The following is a 17,506-nucleotide window of genomic DNA, read 5'->3' on the forward strand; positions in this document are numbered from 1 at the left end:
TATCATAAGAGCATACATGGCGAAAATATTTTGCGTTGCAAATCAAAAGGGCGGCGTAGGCAAGACCACCACCAGCGTTAACCTGTCGGCGGGGCTGGCCAAGCTGGACCAGCGCGTGCTGCTGGTCGACCTGGACCCGCAGGGCAACGCGACCATGGGCGCCGGCATCAACAAGGCCGGCCTCAAGGCATCGACGTATGAAGTGCTGCTGGGCGAGGCCGAGGTGGGCGAAGCGCGCACGCGTTCGGAAGCGGGGCGCTTCGACGTGCTGCCGTCGAACCGCGAGCTGGCCGGGGCCGAAGTCGAGATGGTCGAACTGGAAAACCGCGAGCGCCGCCTGAAGGATGCGCTGGCCGCGGTCGACAAGGAATACGACTTCATCCTGATCGACTGCCCGCCGGCCCTGTCGATGCTGACCCTGAACGGCCTGTGCGCCGCGCACGGCGTGATCATTCCGATGCAGTGCGAGTACTACGCGCTGGAAGGCTTGTCGGACCTGGTCAACACCATCAAGAAGGTGCACGCCAACCTGAACACCGACCTGAAGATCATCGGCCTGCTGCGCGTCATGTTCGATCCGCGCATGACCCTCTCGCAGCAGGTATCGGCCCAGCTCGAGCAGCACTTCGGCGACAAGGTCTTCAACACCATCATCCCGCGCAACGTGCGCCTGGCCGAAGCGCCGTCGTACGGCGTGCCGGGCGTGGTGTTCGATCCGTCTTCGAAAGGGGCGCAAGCCTACATCGCCTTCGGCGCCGAAATGGTCGAACGCATCAAGACAATGTAAACACAGGTATCCCACACATAGGCATCCCAAAAATAGGCATCCCACAAATAGGCATCCCACGAATAGGCAGCACATATATGGCAACCAAAAAACTCAAAGGGCTCGGTCGCGGGCTCGACGCGCTGCTGGGCGGCGACGGCGAGGGCGCCAAGCCCGACACGCCGTCGGTCCTGGCCGTGCACCAGATGCAGGCCGGTAAATACCAGCCGCGCACGCGCATGGACGAAGGCGCGCTCAACGAACTGGCGGCCTCGATCAAAACCCAGGGCATCATGCAACCGGTGCTGGTGCGCCCGATCGGGCAGGACAGCCTGACCGGCGCGCTGCGCTACGAGATCATCGCCGGCGAACGGCGCTTCCGCGCGGCCCAGCTGGCCGGCCTCGGCGAGATCCCGGTGCTGGTGCGCGACGTCGACGACCAGGCGGCCGCCGCCATGGCGCTGATCGAGAACATCCAGCGCGAAGACCTCAATCCGCTGGAAGAGGCGCAGGGCATCCACCGCCTGATCTCGGATTTCAACTTTACCCACGAGCAGGCCGCCACCGCGGTCGGGCGTTCGCGCAGCGCGGTGTCGAACCTGCTGCGCCTGATGAACCTGGCGGCGCCGGTGCAAACCATGCTGATGGCCGGCGACCTGGACATGGGCCACGCGCGCGCCTTGCTGGCGGTGGACTCGGCCAGCCAGATCGCCCTGGCCAACCTGGTCGTGGCAAAACGCCTGTCGGTACGCGAGACCGAAAAGCTGGTGGCCAGGGCGCTCGACGAGCAGGCCAACCCGGCCACCGCCCGGCCAAAGGAAAAATCGGGAGATATTGCCCGGTTGGAAGAAGAGCTGTCCGACAAGCTGGCCACGCCGGTCCTGTTCAAGATGGGCGCGAAGGGCAGGGGACAGATGATCATCGACTTCGCCGACCTCGATATCCTCGATGGCGTGCTGGCCCGTTTGCGGGCCTAAGAGCCTGCGTCATTCCCGCGCAGGCGGGAATGACGGCGCTGAGCCTGGCGCTATCGGCAAACGACAGCGCAGCGAAAGATAAACGCAGTTGCGCGACGTTGTAGCAAGCGCTCACTTGCGCCGATCGCCGTTCGGTATGACCTGCAAGGTCATTGCCGCCATCCCCTCCCGCGCCTACCCTATCGCTGTAGCTCGCGGCAAGCCGGCAGCAAGCGCCCCGGCAAGCCCGCTGGCGCGACCATTATCACGCTAGACGTTGCCTTTGGTTAACTTTTCGCAGGGAGCCGCAGTTCGCCCCCGTTTAGTGCAGATTGCAGAAAAATGCGTGGTTTTTGGACACAATGAGGCTCATTCACAGTGCAGCAACGTTTGACGCATGCCAGCATAAGCACTTATAATCCCGCTGATTCACATAATTCAGACACCGAAACACGGCACTTATATGGCTGGCGCAAGGAATACAACATGTTGCGCTTAGTCTCCCTGCAATTGATGGTCACAGTCGCTGCCGGCGTTATCGCCGCGCTTCTGGGGGGATGGGCTGCGATGTTTTCGGCGGTGTTCGGCGGATTATGTTGTGTCTTGCCCAATGCTGTGTTCGCGTTGCGCCTGTTCGCCAATACGAAGAAACCCGGTGGGGCCGACCCGATATCGTTTTTTATCTGGGAACTCATAAAGATTGCTCTGACGGTGGCGCTGATTTACGCGACCGCCTTGCTGTACCGCGATTTGAACTGGTTCGCCATGATTGGCGGCTTCATCGTGGCGCTGAAAAGTTACATATTCTTAATATTTAGGCACTGACATGACGAGCTCAACAGTTGAAGCCGGCGCAGCCCACGCGCCGACCGCATCGGAATACATCAAGCACCACCTTGGCCACTTTTCGACCAAGCACCAGGATAATGTGGTCGATTTCTCGATTATCAATATGGACACCATCTTCTGGTCGGTGGCCATGGGTATCCTCGGCTGCCTGATCATGTGGATGGCGGCGCGTAAAGCCACCTCCGGCGTGCCGACCCGTTTCCAGGCCGCGGTCGAAATGATTTTCGAAATGGTCGACAACCAGGCCAAGGGCATCGTCCACGGCGACCGCAGCTTCATCGCGCCGCTGGCACTGACCGTGTTCGTCTGGGTTTCGCTGATGAATTCGCTGGACTTCCTGCCGGTCGACATGTTCTCCGGCCTGTTCAAGCTGCTCGGCATCGAACACATCTTCCCGTATCACCGCGTGGTTCCGACCGCCGACCTGAACGGCTCGCTCGGCATCGCCCTCGGCGTGTTCGCCCTGATGATCTACTACAGCATCAAGATCAAGGGTTTCGGCGGCTGGATCCACGAACTGTTTTCCGCACCATTCGGCATCGCCATGGCGCCGTTCAACCTGCTGTTGAACATCATCGAGTACGCAGCAAAAACCGTGTCGCTCGGCATGCGACTGTTCGGCAACATGTTTGCTGGCGAACTGCTGTTCCTGTTGATCGCTTTGTTGGGTGCGATGGCGACGACGTTCGGCTTTGTCGGCCACGTCATCGCCGGTTCGATCTGGGCTATTTTCCACATCCTGATCGTGTTCCTGCAGGCGTTCATTTTCATGATGCTGACCCTGGTGTACCTGGGCCAGGCGCATGAAGGTCACTGATCGGCATAGCTCGAACAGAATCGAAACATAGTAGTAGTTGGCAAAGTTTGTAATTTTTAATCTAGTTTTTAATTTACTTTTTGAAGGAACTCTCATGACTGACCTTTCTTTTGTTGCTCTGGCTTGCGGTTTGATCATCGGTCTGGGCGCTATCGGCGCTTGTATCGGTATCGCTATCATGGGCGGCAAATACCTCGAAGCTTCGGCTCGTCAGCCTGAACTGATGAACACCCTGCAAACCAAGATGTTCCTGCTGGCTGGTCTGATCGATGCGGCGTTCCTGATCGGTGTTGGTATCGCAATGCTGTTCGCATTCGCCAACCCATTCGTACCGAAGTAATTTAAGTTCGGCACTTCGCTGGTTATGAATTGCCGAACCTTCCGGGTTCGGCATCCGTTTTTGTAAGAAGGAAAATACCGTGAACTTAAACGCAACCCTGTTTGCCCAGTTCGTGGTCTTCTTCATCCTGGCTGGTTTCACGATGAAATTCGTGTGGCCCCCACTGATGAAAGCGCTCGACGAGCGCATCCAGAGGATCTCGAACGGCCTGGCCGCAGCTGACCGCGGCAAGGAAGAAATGCAGAAAGCCCACGAGCAAGTCCAGAAAGACCTGGCCGCTGCCCGTGACGAAGGTCAGAAGCGCATCAGCGACGCCGACAAGCGCGCCGCCATGATCCTCGACGACGCCAAGAAGGCAGCTGCTGAAGAAGCGGCGCGCATCATCGCGTCGGCCAAGGCGGAAGCCGAGCAGCAAGTTACCCGCGCGCGCGAAGAACTGCGTGGCCAGGTCGCTGCCCTCGCCGTCAAAGGCGCCGAGCAGATCCTCAAGCGTGAAGTGAACGCAGCGGCCCACGCCGACCTGCTGTCGCAATTGTCGGTCGAGCTGTAATCATGGCCGAACTCGCAACCGTCGCCCGTCCTTACGCCGAAGCCCTGTACCGCGTCGCCCAGCAAGGCGACGTGGCGGCCTGGTCCGAAGTGTTGTCCGAGCTGGCCCAGCTCGGCGCTCACGCCGATGTGCTGGCTTTCGCCGCCACGCCGAACGTGGCCGCCGCCGATGTCGCCTCGACCATCGTGTCGCTGCTGAAGTCGCCAGCGACCGCGGAAGTGAACAACTTCGTTGCCATGCTGGCCGAAAACCACCGCGTGTCGCTGCTGCCGGAAATCTACGCCCAGTTCCAGGTGCTCAAGAACACGAATGCCGGTGCCGCGGACGCCAACATCACCAGCGCCTTCGAGATTGCCCAGCCGCAGGTTGCGCAACTGGTCGCGTCGCTGGAAAAGAAATTTGGCCGCAAGCTCAACCCAACGGTGACAGTGGATCCCTCGCTGATCGGTGGTGTGCGCGTGGTCGTCGGTGATGAAGTGCTCGATACCTCGGTACGCGCCAAGCTGCAACAGATGCATGTTGCGCTGACAGCGTAACCAATCGCACAACGCGCCGGCGCAGACGCCCTTGCCTTACGCATCAAGAAACTATTAGGAGTTAGCATGCAACTTAATTCATCTGAAATCAGCGAACTGATCAAAAGCCGGATCCAAGGCCTCGAAGGTTCGGCTGATATTCGCAATCAGGGCACGGTAATCTCCGTAGCCGACGGTATCTGCCGTATCCATGGCCTGTCGGACGTGATGCAGGGCGAGATGCTGGAATTCCCAGGCAACACCTTCGGCCTGGCGATGAACCTCGAGCGCGACTCCGTCGGCGCCGTGATTCTGGGTGCTTACGAGCACATTTCGGAAGGCGACACCGTGAAGACCACCGGCCGCATCCTGGAAGTGCCGATCGGTCCTGAACTGAAGGGCCGTGTCGTCAACGCCCTGGGCCAGCCAATCGACGGCAAGGGTCCTGTCAACGCCAAGCTGACCGCCGCCATCGAAAAAATCGCACCGGGCGTGATCGCCCGCGAGTCCGTCTCGCAGCCAATGCAGACCGGCCTGAAGTCGATCGACTCGATGGTGCCGATCGGCCGTGGCCAGCGCGAGCTGATCATCGGTGACCGCCAGACCGGTAAATCGGCTGTCGCGATCGATGCGATCATCAACCAGAAGGGCCAGAACATGACGTGTATCTACGTCGCGATCGGCCAGAAGGCATCGACCATCAAGAACATCGTGCGCTCGCTCGAGACGCACGGCGCGATGGAATACACCATCGTCGTCGCGGCATCGGCTTCCGAGTCGGCTGCCATGCAGTACATCTCCGCGTACTCCGGTTGCGCCATGGGCGAATACTTCCGTGACCGCGGCGAAGACGCACTGATCGTCTACGACGACCTGTCCAAGCAAGCTGTCGCTTACCGCCAGATCTCGCTGCTGCTGCGCCGTCCACCAGGCCGCGAAGCGTATCCAGGCGACGTGTTCTACCTGCACAGCCGCCTGCTGGAACGCGCGGCACGCGTGAACGCCACCTACGTGGAACAGTTCACCGGCGGCGCCGTCAAGGGCAAGACCGGTTCGCTGACCGCACTGCCGATCATCGAAACCCAGGCAGGCGACGTGTCCGCCTTCGTTCCGACCAACGTGATTTCGATTACCGACGGCCAGATCTTCCTGGACACCTCGCTGTTCAACTCGGGTATCCGTCCTGCGATTAACGCCGGTATTTCGGTATCGCGCGTCGGTGGCGCCGCTCAGACCAAGGTCATCAAAAACCTGTCCGGCGGTATCCGTACCGATCTGGCGCAGTACCGTGAACTGGCTGCGTTCGCGCAGTTCGCTTCCGACCTGGACGAATCGACCCGCAAGCAGCTCGACCGTGGCGCGCGCGTCACCGAACTGCTCAAGCAGGCCCAGTATTCGCCAATGTCGATCTCGATCATGGCCGTGACCCTGTTCGCGGTCAACAAAGGCTATTTCGACGATATCGAAGTGAAGAAAGTACTGGCCTTCGAAGCTGGCCTGCACGGCTACATGAAGACCAAGCAAGCTGCTCTCCTGGCCAAGATCGAAGAGACCAAGCAACTGGACAAGGATGGCGAAGCCGCCCTGGCCGCCGCTGTTGCTGACTTCAAGAAATCCGGCCAGTATTAACGATTGTGGGACGGACCTGCGCGTCGCGCAGGTCGGTCCTCAAGAATTAATACGTTGTGGGAAGGACTTGAGCGTAGCGAAAGTCGGTCCTCAACATGCTAACGGCTGGAATCAAAAGGAGTAAGGACTCATGGCAGTAGGCAAAGAGATACGTGGCAAGATCAAGAGCGTAGAGAATACGAAGAAGATCACGAAGGCGATGGAAATGGTCGCCGCGTCCAAAATGCGCAAGGCGCAGGACCGGATGCGGGCCGCCCGCCCTTACAGTGACAAGATTCGTGACATCACCTCGCATCTGGCGACGGCGAATCCGGAATACACGCATCCGTTCATGGCGCAAGGCAAGGACGTGAAAGCGAAGGCGGTTGGTTTTATCGTCGTGACGACCGACAAAGGTCTGTGCGGCGGCATGAACACCAACATCCTGCGTATGCTGACGCAAAAAACTCGCGAGCTGGAAACGGCTGGCAACAAGATTGAAGCGGTTGCCATTGGCAACAAAGGTTTGGGTTTTATGAACCGCGTTGGCGTGAAGGTCGTGTCGCATGCGATCCAGATCGGCGACACCGTTCACCTCGACAAGCTGATCGGGCCGATCAAGGTCATGCTCGATCGCTACGAGGAAGGTGAGCTCGACGCAGTCTATATCTGCTACACGAAGTTCATCAACACGATGAAGCAAGTGCCGATGGTCGAGCAGCTGCTGCCGCTGACCGCCGACAAGCTCGAAGGCGACCAGAAGAATAGTCACGCATGGGACTACATCTACGAGCCGGAAGCGCAGACCGTGATCGATGAACTGCTGGTGCGGTATGTGGAAGCGCTGGTGTATCAGGCAGTGGCCGAAAACCTCGCGTCCGAGCAATCGGCGCGGATGGTGGCGATGAAAGCGGCAAGCGACAACGCCGGCAGCGTCATCGGCGATCTGAAGCTGATCTATAACAAGACCCGCCAGGCTGCGATTACCAAAGAACTCTCCGAGATCGTCGCCGGCGCGGCCGCGGTCTAAACCCGAATTTAAATACTATTGAAGGAACGAACATGGCTGATGGCAAAATCGTTCAGTGTATCGGCGCTGTGGTGGACGTTGAGTTCCCACGCAATGCAATGCCGAAGGTTTTCGACGCACTGAAAATGGCAGGCTCCGAACTGACCCTGGAAGTACAACAGCAGCTGGGCGACGGCATTGTCCGTACCATTGCACTGGGTACCTCCGACGGTCTGCGTCGCGGCATGGCAATCCAGAACACCGGCAAGCCAATCATGGTACCGGTCGGTAAAGCGACCCTGGGCCGTATTATGGACGTGCTGGGCAACCCGATCGACGAGTGCGGTCCGGTATCGCACGAGCAAACCGCATCGATCCACCGCGTGGCGCCTGCGTACGACGAACTGTCGCCATCGCAAGACCTGCTGGAAACCGGCATCAAGGTGATCGACCTGGTCTGCCCGTTCGCCAAAGGCGGTAAAGTCGGTCTGTTCGGCGGTGCGGGTGTGGGCAAGACCGTGAACATGATGGAACTGATTAACAACATCGCAAAAGCACACTCGGGCGTGTCCGTGTTTGCCGGCGTGGGTGAGCGTACTCGCGAGGGTAACGACTTCTACCACGAGATGGCCGATGCCAAAGTGGTGGATCTGGAAAATCCGGAGAACTCCAAAGTGGCGATGGTCTACGGTCAGATGAACGAACCGCCGGGTAACCGTCTGCGCGTGGCGCTGACCGGCCTGACGATCGCTGAATCGTTCCGTGACGAAGGCAAGGACGTTCTGTTCTTCGTGGACAACATCTACCGCTTCACCCTGGCCGGTACCGAAGTATCCGCGCTGCTGGGCCGTATGCCTTCCGCAGTGGGTTACCAGCCGACCCTGGCCGAAGAGATGGGCCGTCTGCAAGAGCGCATCACCTCGACCAAGACCGGTTCGATCACCTCGATCCAGGCCGTGTACGTCCCTGCGGACGATTACACCGATCCATCGCCGGCAACCACCTTTGCCCACCTGGATTCGACCGTCGCCCTGTCGCGTGACATCGCATCGCTGGGTATCTACCCTGCGGTCGACCCGCTCGACTCGACCTCGCGCCAGCTGGACCCGCTGGTCGTCGGCCAGGAACACTACGACACCGCACGCGCTGTCCAGGGCACCCTGCAGCGCTACAAGGAATTGCGCGACATTATCGCGATTCTGGGTATGGACGAGCTGGCACCGGAAGACAAGCTGCTGGTCGCGCGCGCGCGTAAGATGCAGCGTTTCCTGTCGCAGCCATTCCACGTCGCTGAAGTGTTTACCGGTTCGCCAGGCAAATACGTTTCGCTGAAAGACACGATCAAAGGCTTCAAGATGATCGCATCGGGCGAACTGGATCACCTGCCTGAGCAAGCGTTCTACATGGTTGGCACGATCGAAGAAGCAATCGAAAAAGCCAAGAAGCTCAACTAAGACAGGCGAGGGCGCCGCGCTGACGCAGCGTGGCGCCGGAACCCGATAGGACACACATGGCAAACACATTTCACGTTGACGTGGTATCGGCCGAAGCCAGTATTTTTTCGGGCGAAGCCGAGTTCGTCGCGTTGCCGGGTGAAGCAGGCGAGCTGGGGATTTATCCCAAGCACACCCCGCTGATCACGCGCATCAAGCCGGGTGCGGTACGAATCAAGGTGGCTGGCCAGGCGGAAGACGAGTTCGTCTTCGTCGCGGGTGGCATCCTGGAAGTGCAGCCGAACGGCGTGACCGTGCTGGCAGACACCGCGATTCGCGGTGGCGACCTGGACGAAGCGAAAGCACTGGCCGCCAAAAAAGCGGCCGAAGAAGCGATGGTCAACAAGGTATCGAAGATCGATTACGCCAAGGCGCAAGCCGAAATGGCGGCTGCGATTGCCCAATTGCAGGCAATCCAGCGCTTCCGCAACAAGCGTTAAGCAGCTCGCGGGGTCGACCCGCAGCGATAAAAAGGCAGCCTCGGCTGCCTTTTTCCATTTGCGCGCTGGCAAAGCTGCACAGTAAGCGTCTTCCCACCGACGTCTTTACCGCCTGATCCGTCAGCGCCATGATTGAAGGCGGGGTACACATTCAATTGTGCCCACAACTTCGATTATGGACACAAAAATTCAAGCACTCACCACACCTCGCAAGCGCGGTCCCTACAGACAGCACAGCACGGAATTGAAGCGAGAAGTCGTCGCCAGATCTCTTGTCGCGGGCACGTCGGTGTCGCGCCTGGCTCGCGAGTTCAACATCAATGCCAACAGGTCTTCGCCTGACGTAGACAATTCGCCGACCGTCACGGTGCGGGGAACGCGGCACCGGCCGTGCCGATGCCGGTCAAGGTTCTGGATTCGCCAGGCGTGACTGCCGAGCCTGCGTTACCGGCTTCGGGCGTCATGCTGCTGACGGTGGGCCGTGCGCGTGATCCGCCATGCGCGTCCAAAGCTGGCATGCAGCTGCTGCGACGCCATCGTGCCGGCGCCGATCCGGCCGATCGAGCGGGGCATCGCCGGGCCGGGCTTGCTGGCGCACGTGCTGGTGGCCAAGTTCGCCGACCATCTGCCGCTGTACCGGCAGGCAGTTATGTATGCACGCGACGGTGTCGATCTGGATCGCGCGTTGCTCGCCAGCTCGGTCGGTGCTGCCAGCGCGCTGTTGCGCCCCTTGGTCGACGCGATCCGGCGCCATGTGCTCGCCGGTGCCAAGCTGCACGCGGACGACACCCCGATTCCGGTGCTGGCACCAGTCAATGGGAAGACAAAGACGGCGCGTCTGTGGACCTACGTGCGCGACGACAGGCCGAGCGGCGACACCACGCCACCGGCCGTGTGGTTTGCCTATACGCCCGACCGCAAAGGCATCCATCCGCAAACCCACCTTGCCAACTATAAAAGCGTGCTCCAGGCCGATGCCTACGCAGGCTCTGACGCGCTTTACGAGGACGGCACGATCCAGGAGGCAGCCTGCTGGGCGCATGCGCGCCGCAAATTCTACGACTTGCATGAAGCCAGACCCTCTGCACTGACGAGCGAAGCCTTGCGCCGCATCGGTGAGCTGTACGCGATCGAAGCGAAGATCCGCGGCAAGCCCCCGAACGAGCGACGCCAGGCACGACAAGCCGAGGCCAAACCGCTGATCGACGATCTGGAGCGATGGTTGCGAGGCATGCTTGAAAAACTCTCACGCAAGTCCGATACGTCGGCGGCGATCCTGTACGCCCTCAATCTGTGGCCGGCGCTGGCGCGCTATTGCGATGACGGCCTGATCGAGATCGACAACTCCGCCGCAGAACGCGCTCTGCGCGGGGTTGCCATCGGTCGCCGTAACTATCTGTTTGCCGGCGCCGACACGGGCGGCGAACGCGCTGCCGCCATCTACTCGCTGATCGGGACGGCCAAGCTCAACGGTGTCGACCCCGAAGCCTGGTTGCGCCATGTGCTAGCCCACATCGCCGATCATCCCGTCAACCGTGTTGACGAGTTTCTGCCCTGGCATTGCGCCGGGCAGCTGGCACCTGCCTAAAAACACGCCGCTTCCCAGCGGTGTGACGCTATCATCAATCAATTCGACAGCCGGCTCAAGACGGCGCTGGGCAGACGCTTACTTTGGACCTGAGTCGAGCCATTGATACACGTCCCAGCCTAGTACCAAGATGGGGACGATTGCGGCGTGACCGTTATGCACGTGCTACAGCCATTAGTACAGCCGGCAGCCGCTCTCACAGCATGGTCCCAAGCTCGTTCTCACTACTGCACAACACACTGCTGAAGCATGTTCGCAGCAGGATTGGCAGTTCCATTATTGAACTTGAAGAAAGTGCCCGTCGGGATAGGAATCATTGTCGTGCTGCCTGGAGTCGGTGGATAGTTGTTTGGATCCAACACTGCGATGCCCAGCGTGAGATCGGCCCCACCGGCCATGTCCGCGGTGCTCCAGATTTCAACCGCAGTGCTTGGCACCACAAATTGTTCCAGGACACACGCTACGTGAAAGGCAGGCGTCCCGGTATTTGTGAATGTTGCACCCAGTGCGACATATCCTGGCGGCGCCGTGGGAACATACAGGTAGCCGTTTTCTCCGCCCGTCAAGCCTGTGGTATCCCATACCTTGGACCATCCGGACGAGGGGACGACATTGACGCCGTCAACGGCGGCCACCAGGAACAAGGATGCAGGTATTGCGTCGGTGATGGGCATGGAGCCGAACTGCAGGAAACCATACGGCAAATTGCCGTCCGGATTTACAAACGATCCATTTGCACCGCCTGGTATCCCTCCGGTGTTCCAGCCGTCCTGGGATCCACTGTAATAGGCCAGGTTGATCATGCTGACGGTTTGAGTTGCGTTGCTCATTTTAAACTCCTTCGAGGTTGGTTGATTGCAGACACTCTGCAGAAAGGTATGACATTGTGCGGCGTGCGCCGGGCCATGGCGCTTCCAGCAACGGGCCCTTTTCAGCCTTCAGGCAAACGCCGCCTGCGCGCCACCGCAGGCGCCGCTGGCTATTTCCCGCGGCGTGGCGGCGTGGGCGAACTTGCCCATACCACGACGGAAAAATCCTTCTTCGAGCCGCTATCGGGAAGGTGCGACAGTGGCACGACATTACGGTCGGTCGCGTAGATTTCCATGCTGGCGGCGGAGGTGATCGACAAGCCTTTACCCCACCGAAACGAGCTGTTGAGCAAATTGCTGCCCAGTTTCAGAAGGCCACCCAGCACCGGACCCCACAAGGGCTGTGCATCCAGATAAGCTTCCAGGATCGTCAGCGAATCACTCATCCCCGGAATGTTCATCTCCTTCTTCAGCAAGGGTATGCAGGCGGGAGGCGTGGCATCCAGGTCCAGTTTGAACAGGCCAATGCGGGAATTAGCCCCGTCGTCATCGGCGTTGAGCGACACCAGGAACACGCCGCCGTGCGTCTGTGTAATGAGCGCAAGGCCGGCGCCCGACTCCGGAAAGTCGCACACCTTGAGCACCTGGACAAACTTGGTCGCACCCCATGGCACAAGCGTCGATGTCGTGGATCGATACACCGTCAGTACCCTCCCGTTGACGCCTGCAATCAGGTATTTGCCGTCGGGACCGGCCTCCTTGGTCATGCCGACTCCGTTGATGCCGTCTTCGGGTCGTTCTATCGTTCCTAGCACGGTGATGGGTTGACCAAGCAGGCAATCGCGTAGATCGTAGACCTGGATTTCGGAGGCGTCCGAACCGCTGCCGCTCGCCGATTTCTGAATGCCCATGGCCATGAAACTGCCACAGGCCTGCGCAGCGCAGGGGTGAGGCCAACCGGAGGGCGCTGTATCGCCGACCTCGTCGATCTCGCCCTGGCCGCCCGAACCGACGATGTCTCCGATCAGGTATTTGCCGTCTGCGCCGGGAGCACTGGGGTCCCAGCAAGGATCCAGGTTCGTGTGGGTAAAAATCAGTTTGTCCGCGAAGCTGGCCACGCCCTTGAAATGCGATTCGAGGAGGCCGGCGGGGTCGGTGGGCGGGGTGGGACAGGCGTAATATTGACGGCTCCCTTGTTCAGGCATCGCCAGGAACGCCGCCTGAACATCGTCCATCTGGAGATTGGCCGGTATTACCGGCAGGACGACATTTCCAGACGCGGCGGCGTTGAGGTTCGGCGTTAAATGATCGACGTTAATTTGGTTCATGGAAATCCTCGCTGGTGGATTCAATCAAGCGCGACCGACGTGTTGGCGGCGCCCTGGAATTCGACTACCTTGAGGTCAGCGTAAAGCTTCGTGGACGGCCTCGTAAGTATCTTCACGTAACACCTGGAGGGTGTTGCGATGGGCGGTGCCTTGCTTGAGCTGGGCGATCAGCTTTTCCGAGACGGTTTCGTGAAACGGTTTTTTCTCGCTTTCCATGGGGGCAACTTTTTGCATTGCGTCGTCATCGACTTTGCGGGCTCGCGTCCGCTTGCACCATGTGGGAACCAGGCCTGGCGCTACGCGGTGGATAAGACCACACGCTATTTCTTCAACAGGGTTGGCGCAATCAGGCCGGCATCGGTGCCTGTGCGCGGTTGCGCGCAAACAAAGAGTCGTGCGCGCTGGCCAATGCATCGGCCTCGCTCAACGCGTCTTCGTCGGAAGCGCCGGCAAGGTAGGCCTCGGCCGGGTCGAACTCGACCCGATAGCCTGGCCTGAGCGCATCCTGCAGCTTGTCGACGATGGTGCTGGCGCCTGTACCTGCAGCGGCGGGGGCAATCCGCTCAAGTAGCGTCTTGTTCCTGTCGCCTTCGGTCTGGAAGGCAATGATGGTGGTCTCACGTTCGGTCATGACGTCTTCCTCGAAAAATGATTCACATTGCTGCGGCGGTCTTCGGTTTGCTGCAGTCGGGTTTGCCCTTCACATCGTTGTAGGCCTGCTTGCAGGCTGGGTAGTCGCTGCAGGACCACCAGAACGCGCCCTTCTTTTTCAGACTCGGCCGACGCGACAACCCCTTGCCGCACTATGTGCACTTGTGCGTCGCGGCAGGCCTTCATGCACTTCGATTTCGCGACAAGGCTGGACGAACTACTTCAATGTTGGCCGTGCATATCGCGCGCTCGACAGCTACACGGCAACGCGGTTGCGCCGGTGGTTGCGCAACAAGCGCTTGAATTCCGCGCTGTGCTGTCTGTAGGGACCGCGCTTGCGAGGTGTGGTGAGTGCTTGAATTTTTGTGTCCATAATCGAAGTTGTGGGCACAATTGAATGTGTACCCCGCCTTCAATCATGGCGCTGACGGATCAGGCGCTAAAGACGTCAGTGGGAAGACGCTTACGCTGCACACCTTGCTCAGCCCCCCGGAAACACCCGCTCGCCGAGGAAATCGAGGAAGGCGCCCAGCTTGGGCGAACCATGCCGGCTCGCCGGCCACCGCCGACGGCGTGGCGATCGCGGCCATGGGCGCGCTGACCGCCGCCCTGATCCAGTCGGACCTGCTGCGCGCCTTGTCCGGCCGGGCGGCCGGCAACCGCATGGCCCTGGGCGAGCTGGCCCAGGCGGTTTCCCTGCTTCCGGGCCAGCAGGCGCTACTGCTGCACAGTTACGATGAGGCCTTCCGCGTGGTGCTGTACTGCATGGCCGCGCTGGCGCTCGGCGTCGCCCTGACGGCGTTTGCTTTGCTGGGCGGCATCCATGCGCACGATGCCGCCGAGCGACCTGCGCATTAGGCTGGTTTCATGTAAGTATTGGTAAATAATGTGTATTTACTATTATCAAAATATTATATACTTACGCTTTTGCCAAGTAAGGTAAAGCCGGATCGCCATCCTGTGCCCGACCCACACGCGGTTCATTGTTCGTATCGTCCACAGGAGCAGCATGAGCGAAGGTTTTCGAAGCGCACTGGAGCTGATTGCCAGCCGTCAGCACAACCGTCTGTTACGGTTATCCTTCCCCGACCAGGATGCGCCCGCCGCCGCCCTGTTCGTCAACGCCATCGAAGCGCGCGAAAGCTTGTCGCGTCCCTTCGAATTCATTGTCGAACTCCTGTCCGACGAGCCGAACATCGCGCTCAAGGAGTTGCAGGGCAAGATGATGTGCGTGCAGCTGGTGCGCCGCAACGGCAGCCTGCGCTACTTCACCGGGCGCGTGTTCAGCTTCCGCCTCAAGACCGTGGACGGCGGCGTGTCGTATTACGAAGCGCTGCTCGGCCCGTGGTACCGGTACCTGGGCATGCGCAAGGATAACTACCTGTTCCACTACACCAGCCTGTACGATCAGACCGCCAGCATCTTCGGCGACTACAAGGGCCTGGCGAGCTGGGACTGGCGCGTGGCCGGCGCCAGGGAGGTCATGACCGACGCCTGCCAGTTCGATGAAACCGACAGCAACTACCTGGAACGGCGCTGGGCCAAGGCCGGCATCTTTTACTGGTTCGAACACGACCGGCACGGCCACACCATGGTGCTCTCGGACGACTCCGGCGCCAACGCCGCCATCGACGACGGGCCGGAGCTGCCGTTCCAGCGCCACGGCGGCAGCGCCGAAGAAGACGGCCTGTCCGAATGGTCGCCCGTGCGCCATGCGATCGAAGGCACGGTCTCGCTCTCGTCCTTCGACTTCAAGGTCGCGCGCCCGGCCCACGTGTCGCTGCCGACCCTGATGCGCCAGGGCGCGGTGCCGCATATCGAACGCTACGAATATGCCGGCGCCTACGGCTTCAGGAATGCGGCCGACGGCCGTGCCCGGGCCGAGCTGGAGATGCAGGCGCTGGAAGCGGACGCCAAGCAGTTCGAGGGCAAGGGGAATAACCGGCAACTGATGGCGGGCCGCTGGTTCCGCCTGACCGGTCACTTCGACAGCGCGGCGCACGGCGCCGGCGAGCAGGACCGCGAATTCCTGATTACCGAGCTGGTCCATATAGCCAGCAATAATTTCCACACCCGCGACAACCTGCCCTCGGCTTACGAGAACCGCCTGACCGCCTTGCGCAGGATGATTCCGTGGCGCACGCCGCGCGACCTGAACAGCGTGGACACCAGGATCCACGGCATCCAGACCGCCACCGTGGTGGGGCCGGCCGGCGAAGAGATTCACACCGACCAGTACGGCCGCGTGCGGGTCCAGTTCCACTGGGACCGGGTCGGCAGCAACGATGAAAAAAGTTCGGCCTGGATCCGGGTGGCGACCCCATGGGCCGGGCAGAATTTCGGCATGACCCATATTCCGCGCATCGGCACCGAGGTGCTGGTGCAGTTCCTCGATGGCAATCCGGACCGCCCGATCATCACCGGCATGGTGCCCAACAGCGACACCATGCCGCCCTGGTCCCTGCCCGAGAACAAGACCCAGAGCGGCATCCTGACCCGCTCCAGCCCGGATGGCGCCTACCATCACGCCAACGCCCTGCGCTTCGACGACAAGAAGGGCCGCGAGCAGCTCTGGCTGCACGCCGAGAAAGACCAGCTGACCGAGGTCGAGCACGACGAAGACAAATGGGTCGGCCACGACCGGCGCAAGCGCATCGACCGCGACGAAACCACGCGCATCGGACGCGACCGCAGCGAGCGTGTCGAGCACAACGAGCGCATCAGTATCGGCGGCGACCGCAGCGAAGACGTCGGCAAGAACGAGACCCTGACCGTGCACCGCAACCGCAGCCGCACCGTGCACATGAATGAAACCGTGGCGGTGCGCCAGAGCCGTACCAAGACCATCCGCAAGAATCAGATCGACAAGATCGGCCGCAACTGGTCGATCAAGGTCGACAAGGTGAAAACCGAGACCATCGGCGTGGGCAATATCGAAAACATCGGCCTGGCGCGCGCCACCAATATCGGCGTGGCCTATTCGCTGGTGGTCGGCACCGTGCGCAACGCCTCGGTGGGCATGATGGACCGCCTGTACGTGGGACGCTCGCGCAACGTCTGGATCGGCAAGACCTACGACTTTTACGTCGGCCAGACCGAGAAGCGCAAGGTCGGCCAGACCCAGATCACCTCCGTGGGCGAGCACCTGGAACTGTCCTGCGGCGCCGCCAAGATCGTACTGCACAAGGATGGCGGCATCTTCTTGCAAGGAAAAAACATCGAGATGATCGGCAGCGACGCGGTCAACATCGACGGCGCCTCGATCAAGATCGACCTCGGCGCCGCCAAAACGCCGCCCCTGCCGCCGGGATCGGAACAAGAGGAAGAACAGGAAAAGAAAAAAGGGCCGCGCGCCGATGCGGACGACAAGCCGTCCGCTTCGTCTTCCGGCAAGGGCGGCAAGTCCTGGCCGGGCGCGCCGCGCGGCAGCGGGGCCGGGACCGGAACCGGGACCGGACCGGCGTCCTCGATCGTCGCGCCGCGTGCGGGCGAGCCGCATCCCAAGACCACCTTCGTGCCGCGCCCCACGCCGCGCGTGTTCGACGGCATGGATACCGGCGACATCCTGATCGCGACCGTGGAACGGCTGCTCGATGAAGGCGGCAAGGCGCTGGCCTCGATCGACAAGATGAAAGCCCTGGCGGCCACCATCAAGGCCATCGATGCCGGCGACAACACCGCCGCCGCCAAAGCGATCGCCACCCTGACCGACATCATCCTTCCCGAGACGACGCCCGTGGCTCCCGACCGCAGCGTAAAAGGCGGCGTCATCAAGTACTGAGCCGCG

17 protein-coding genes and 1 pseudogene are annotated in these 17,506 nt (G+C 60.7%); 14 read left to right on the forward strand and 4 right to left on the reverse strand.

The annotated features are described in order from the left end of the window. Window positions 1-16 precede the first annotated feature (16 nt). From EJB06_RS08195 to tnpC, 12 genes and pseudogenes are all read left to right on the forward strand, one after another. The gene (locus EJB06_RS08195) at window positions 17-787 is read left to right on the forward strand and encodes a ParA family protein (protein WP_126073541.1); all 771 of its coding nucleotides are present in this window, start codon (window positions 17-19) and stop codon (window positions 785-787) included. Between the two features lie 77 nt (window positions 788-864). After that, complete coding sequence (locus EJB06_RS08200; RefSeq protein ID WP_126073542.1) at window positions 865-1,743, forward strand: ParB/RepB/Spo0J family partition protein; 879 nt, start codon at window positions 865-867, stop codon at window positions 1,741-1,743. Window positions 1,744-2,208: 465 nt separating this feature from the next. Next, the gene (locus tag EJB06_RS08205) at window positions 2,209-2,547 is read left to right on the forward strand and encodes an ATP synthase subunit I (RefSeq protein WP_126073543.1); all 339 of its coding nucleotides are present in this window, start codon (window positions 2,209-2,211) and stop codon (window positions 2,545-2,547) included. 1 nt (window position 2,548) lies between these two features. Next, on the forward strand, window positions 2,549-3,388 hold the full coding sequence (gene atpB / locus EJB06_RS08210) for a F0F1 ATP synthase subunit A (protein WP_126073544.1): 840 nt from the start codon (window positions 2,549-2,551) through the stop codon (window positions 3,386-3,388). Window positions 3,389-3,482: 94 nt separating this feature from the next. Then, window positions 3,483-3,728, forward strand: coding sequence for a F0F1 ATP synthase subunit C (gene atpE, locus EJB06_RS08215; protein ID WP_038494309.1), 246 nt, complete (start codon window positions 3,483-3,485; stop codon window positions 3,726-3,728). 79 nt (window positions 3,729-3,807) lie between these two features. Beyond that, window positions 3,808-4,278: a F0F1 ATP synthase subunit B gene (locus EJB06_RS08220; protein WP_126073545.1), complete on the forward strand. Its 471-nt coding sequence runs from the start codon at window positions 3,808-3,810 to the stop codon at window positions 4,276-4,278. Between the two features lie 2 nt (window positions 4,279-4,280). Then, window positions 4,281-4,814 (forward strand): F0F1 ATP synthase subunit delta, encoded by a 534-nt coding sequence (locus EJB06_RS08225; RefSeq protein ID WP_126073546.1) that lies wholly within the window; start codon window positions 4,281-4,283, stop codon window positions 4,812-4,814. A 66-nt stretch (window positions 4,815-4,880) separates the two neighbouring features. After that, window positions 4,881-6,422 carry a F0F1 ATP synthase subunit alpha gene (gene atpA, locus EJB06_RS08230; RefSeq protein ID WP_126073547.1) on the forward strand — a complete coding sequence of 514 codons (1,542 nt, stop codon included), beginning with the start codon at window positions 4,881-4,883 and terminating at the stop codon, window positions 6,420-6,422. A gap of 130 nt (window positions 6,423-6,552) precedes the next feature. Further along, window positions 6,553-7,431: a F0F1 ATP synthase subunit gamma gene (gene atpG / locus EJB06_RS08235; RefSeq protein WP_126073548.1), complete on the forward strand. Its 879-nt coding sequence runs from the start codon at window positions 6,553-6,555 to the stop codon at window positions 7,429-7,431. A 32-nt stretch (window positions 7,432-7,463) separates the two neighbouring features. Further along, window positions 7,464-8,864, forward strand: a complete 1,401-nt coding sequence (atpD, locus tag EJB06_RS08240; RefSeq protein WP_099873371.1) for a F0F1 ATP synthase subunit beta — start codon at window positions 7,464-7,466, stop codon at window positions 8,862-8,864. Between the two features lie 56 nt (window positions 8,865-8,920). Next, window positions 8,921-9,343 carry a F0F1 ATP synthase subunit epsilon gene (locus tag EJB06_RS08245; protein ID WP_126073549.1) on the forward strand — a complete coding sequence of 141 codons (423 nt, stop codon included), beginning with the start codon at window positions 8,921-8,923 and terminating at the stop codon, window positions 9,341-9,343. 472 nt (window positions 9,344-9,815) lie between these two features. Next, window positions 9,816-10,931, forward strand: a pseudogene (gene tnpC / locus EJB06_RS08250) (IS66 family transposase); the annotation flags it as partial. 224 nt (window positions 10,932-11,155) lie between these two features. Here the strand turns inward: tnpC and EJB06_RS08255 are convergent. From EJB06_RS08255 to EJB06_RS08265, 4 genes are all read right to left on the reverse strand, one after another. After that, entirely contained in the window at window positions 11,156-11,761 is a 606-nt protein-coding gene (locus EJB06_RS08255) for a Vps62-related protein (protein WP_126073550.1), read from the reverse strand. 149 nt (window positions 11,762-11,910) lie between these two features. Next, window positions 11,911-13,068, reverse strand: a complete 1,158-nt coding sequence (locus tag EJB06_RS08260) for a hypothetical protein (RefSeq protein WP_126073551.1) — start codon at window positions 13,066-13,068, stop codon at window positions 11,911-11,913. Between the two features lie 75 nt (window positions 13,069-13,143). Continuing rightward, entirely contained in the window at window positions 13,144-13,302 is a 159-nt protein-coding gene (locus EJB06_RS31795; protein WP_164557864.1) for a hypothetical protein, read from the reverse strand. Window positions 13,303-13,414: 112 nt separating this feature from the next. Further along, window positions 13,415-13,699, reverse strand: coding sequence for a hypothetical protein (locus tag EJB06_RS08265; RefSeq protein WP_198420786.1), 285 nt, complete (start codon window positions 13,697-13,699; stop codon window positions 13,415-13,417). Between the two features lie 593 nt (window positions 13,700-14,292). Between EJB06_RS08265 and EJB06_RS08275 the strand changes: the two genes are divergently transcribed. Both EJB06_RS08275 and EJB06_RS08280 read left to right on the forward strand, forming a co-directional pair. Beyond that, the gene (locus EJB06_RS08275) at window positions 14,293-14,577 is read left to right on the forward strand and encodes a hypothetical protein (protein WP_126073552.1); all 285 of its coding nucleotides are present in this window, start codon (window positions 14,293-14,295) and stop codon (window positions 14,575-14,577) included. A 151-nt stretch (window positions 14,578-14,728) separates the two neighbouring features. Then, complete coding sequence (locus tag EJB06_RS08280) at window positions 14,729-17,500, forward strand: type VI secretion system Vgr family protein (protein WP_198420787.1); 2,772 nt, start codon at window positions 14,729-14,731, stop codon at window positions 17,498-17,500. Window positions 17,501-17,506 lie beyond the last annotated feature (6 nt).

The sequence above is a fragment of the Massilia atriviolacea genome (assembly GCF_003953935.1).
Lineage (GTDB): Bacteria > Pseudomonadota > Gammaproteobacteria > Burkholderiales > Burkholderiaceae_D > Telluria_A > Telluria_A atriviolacea.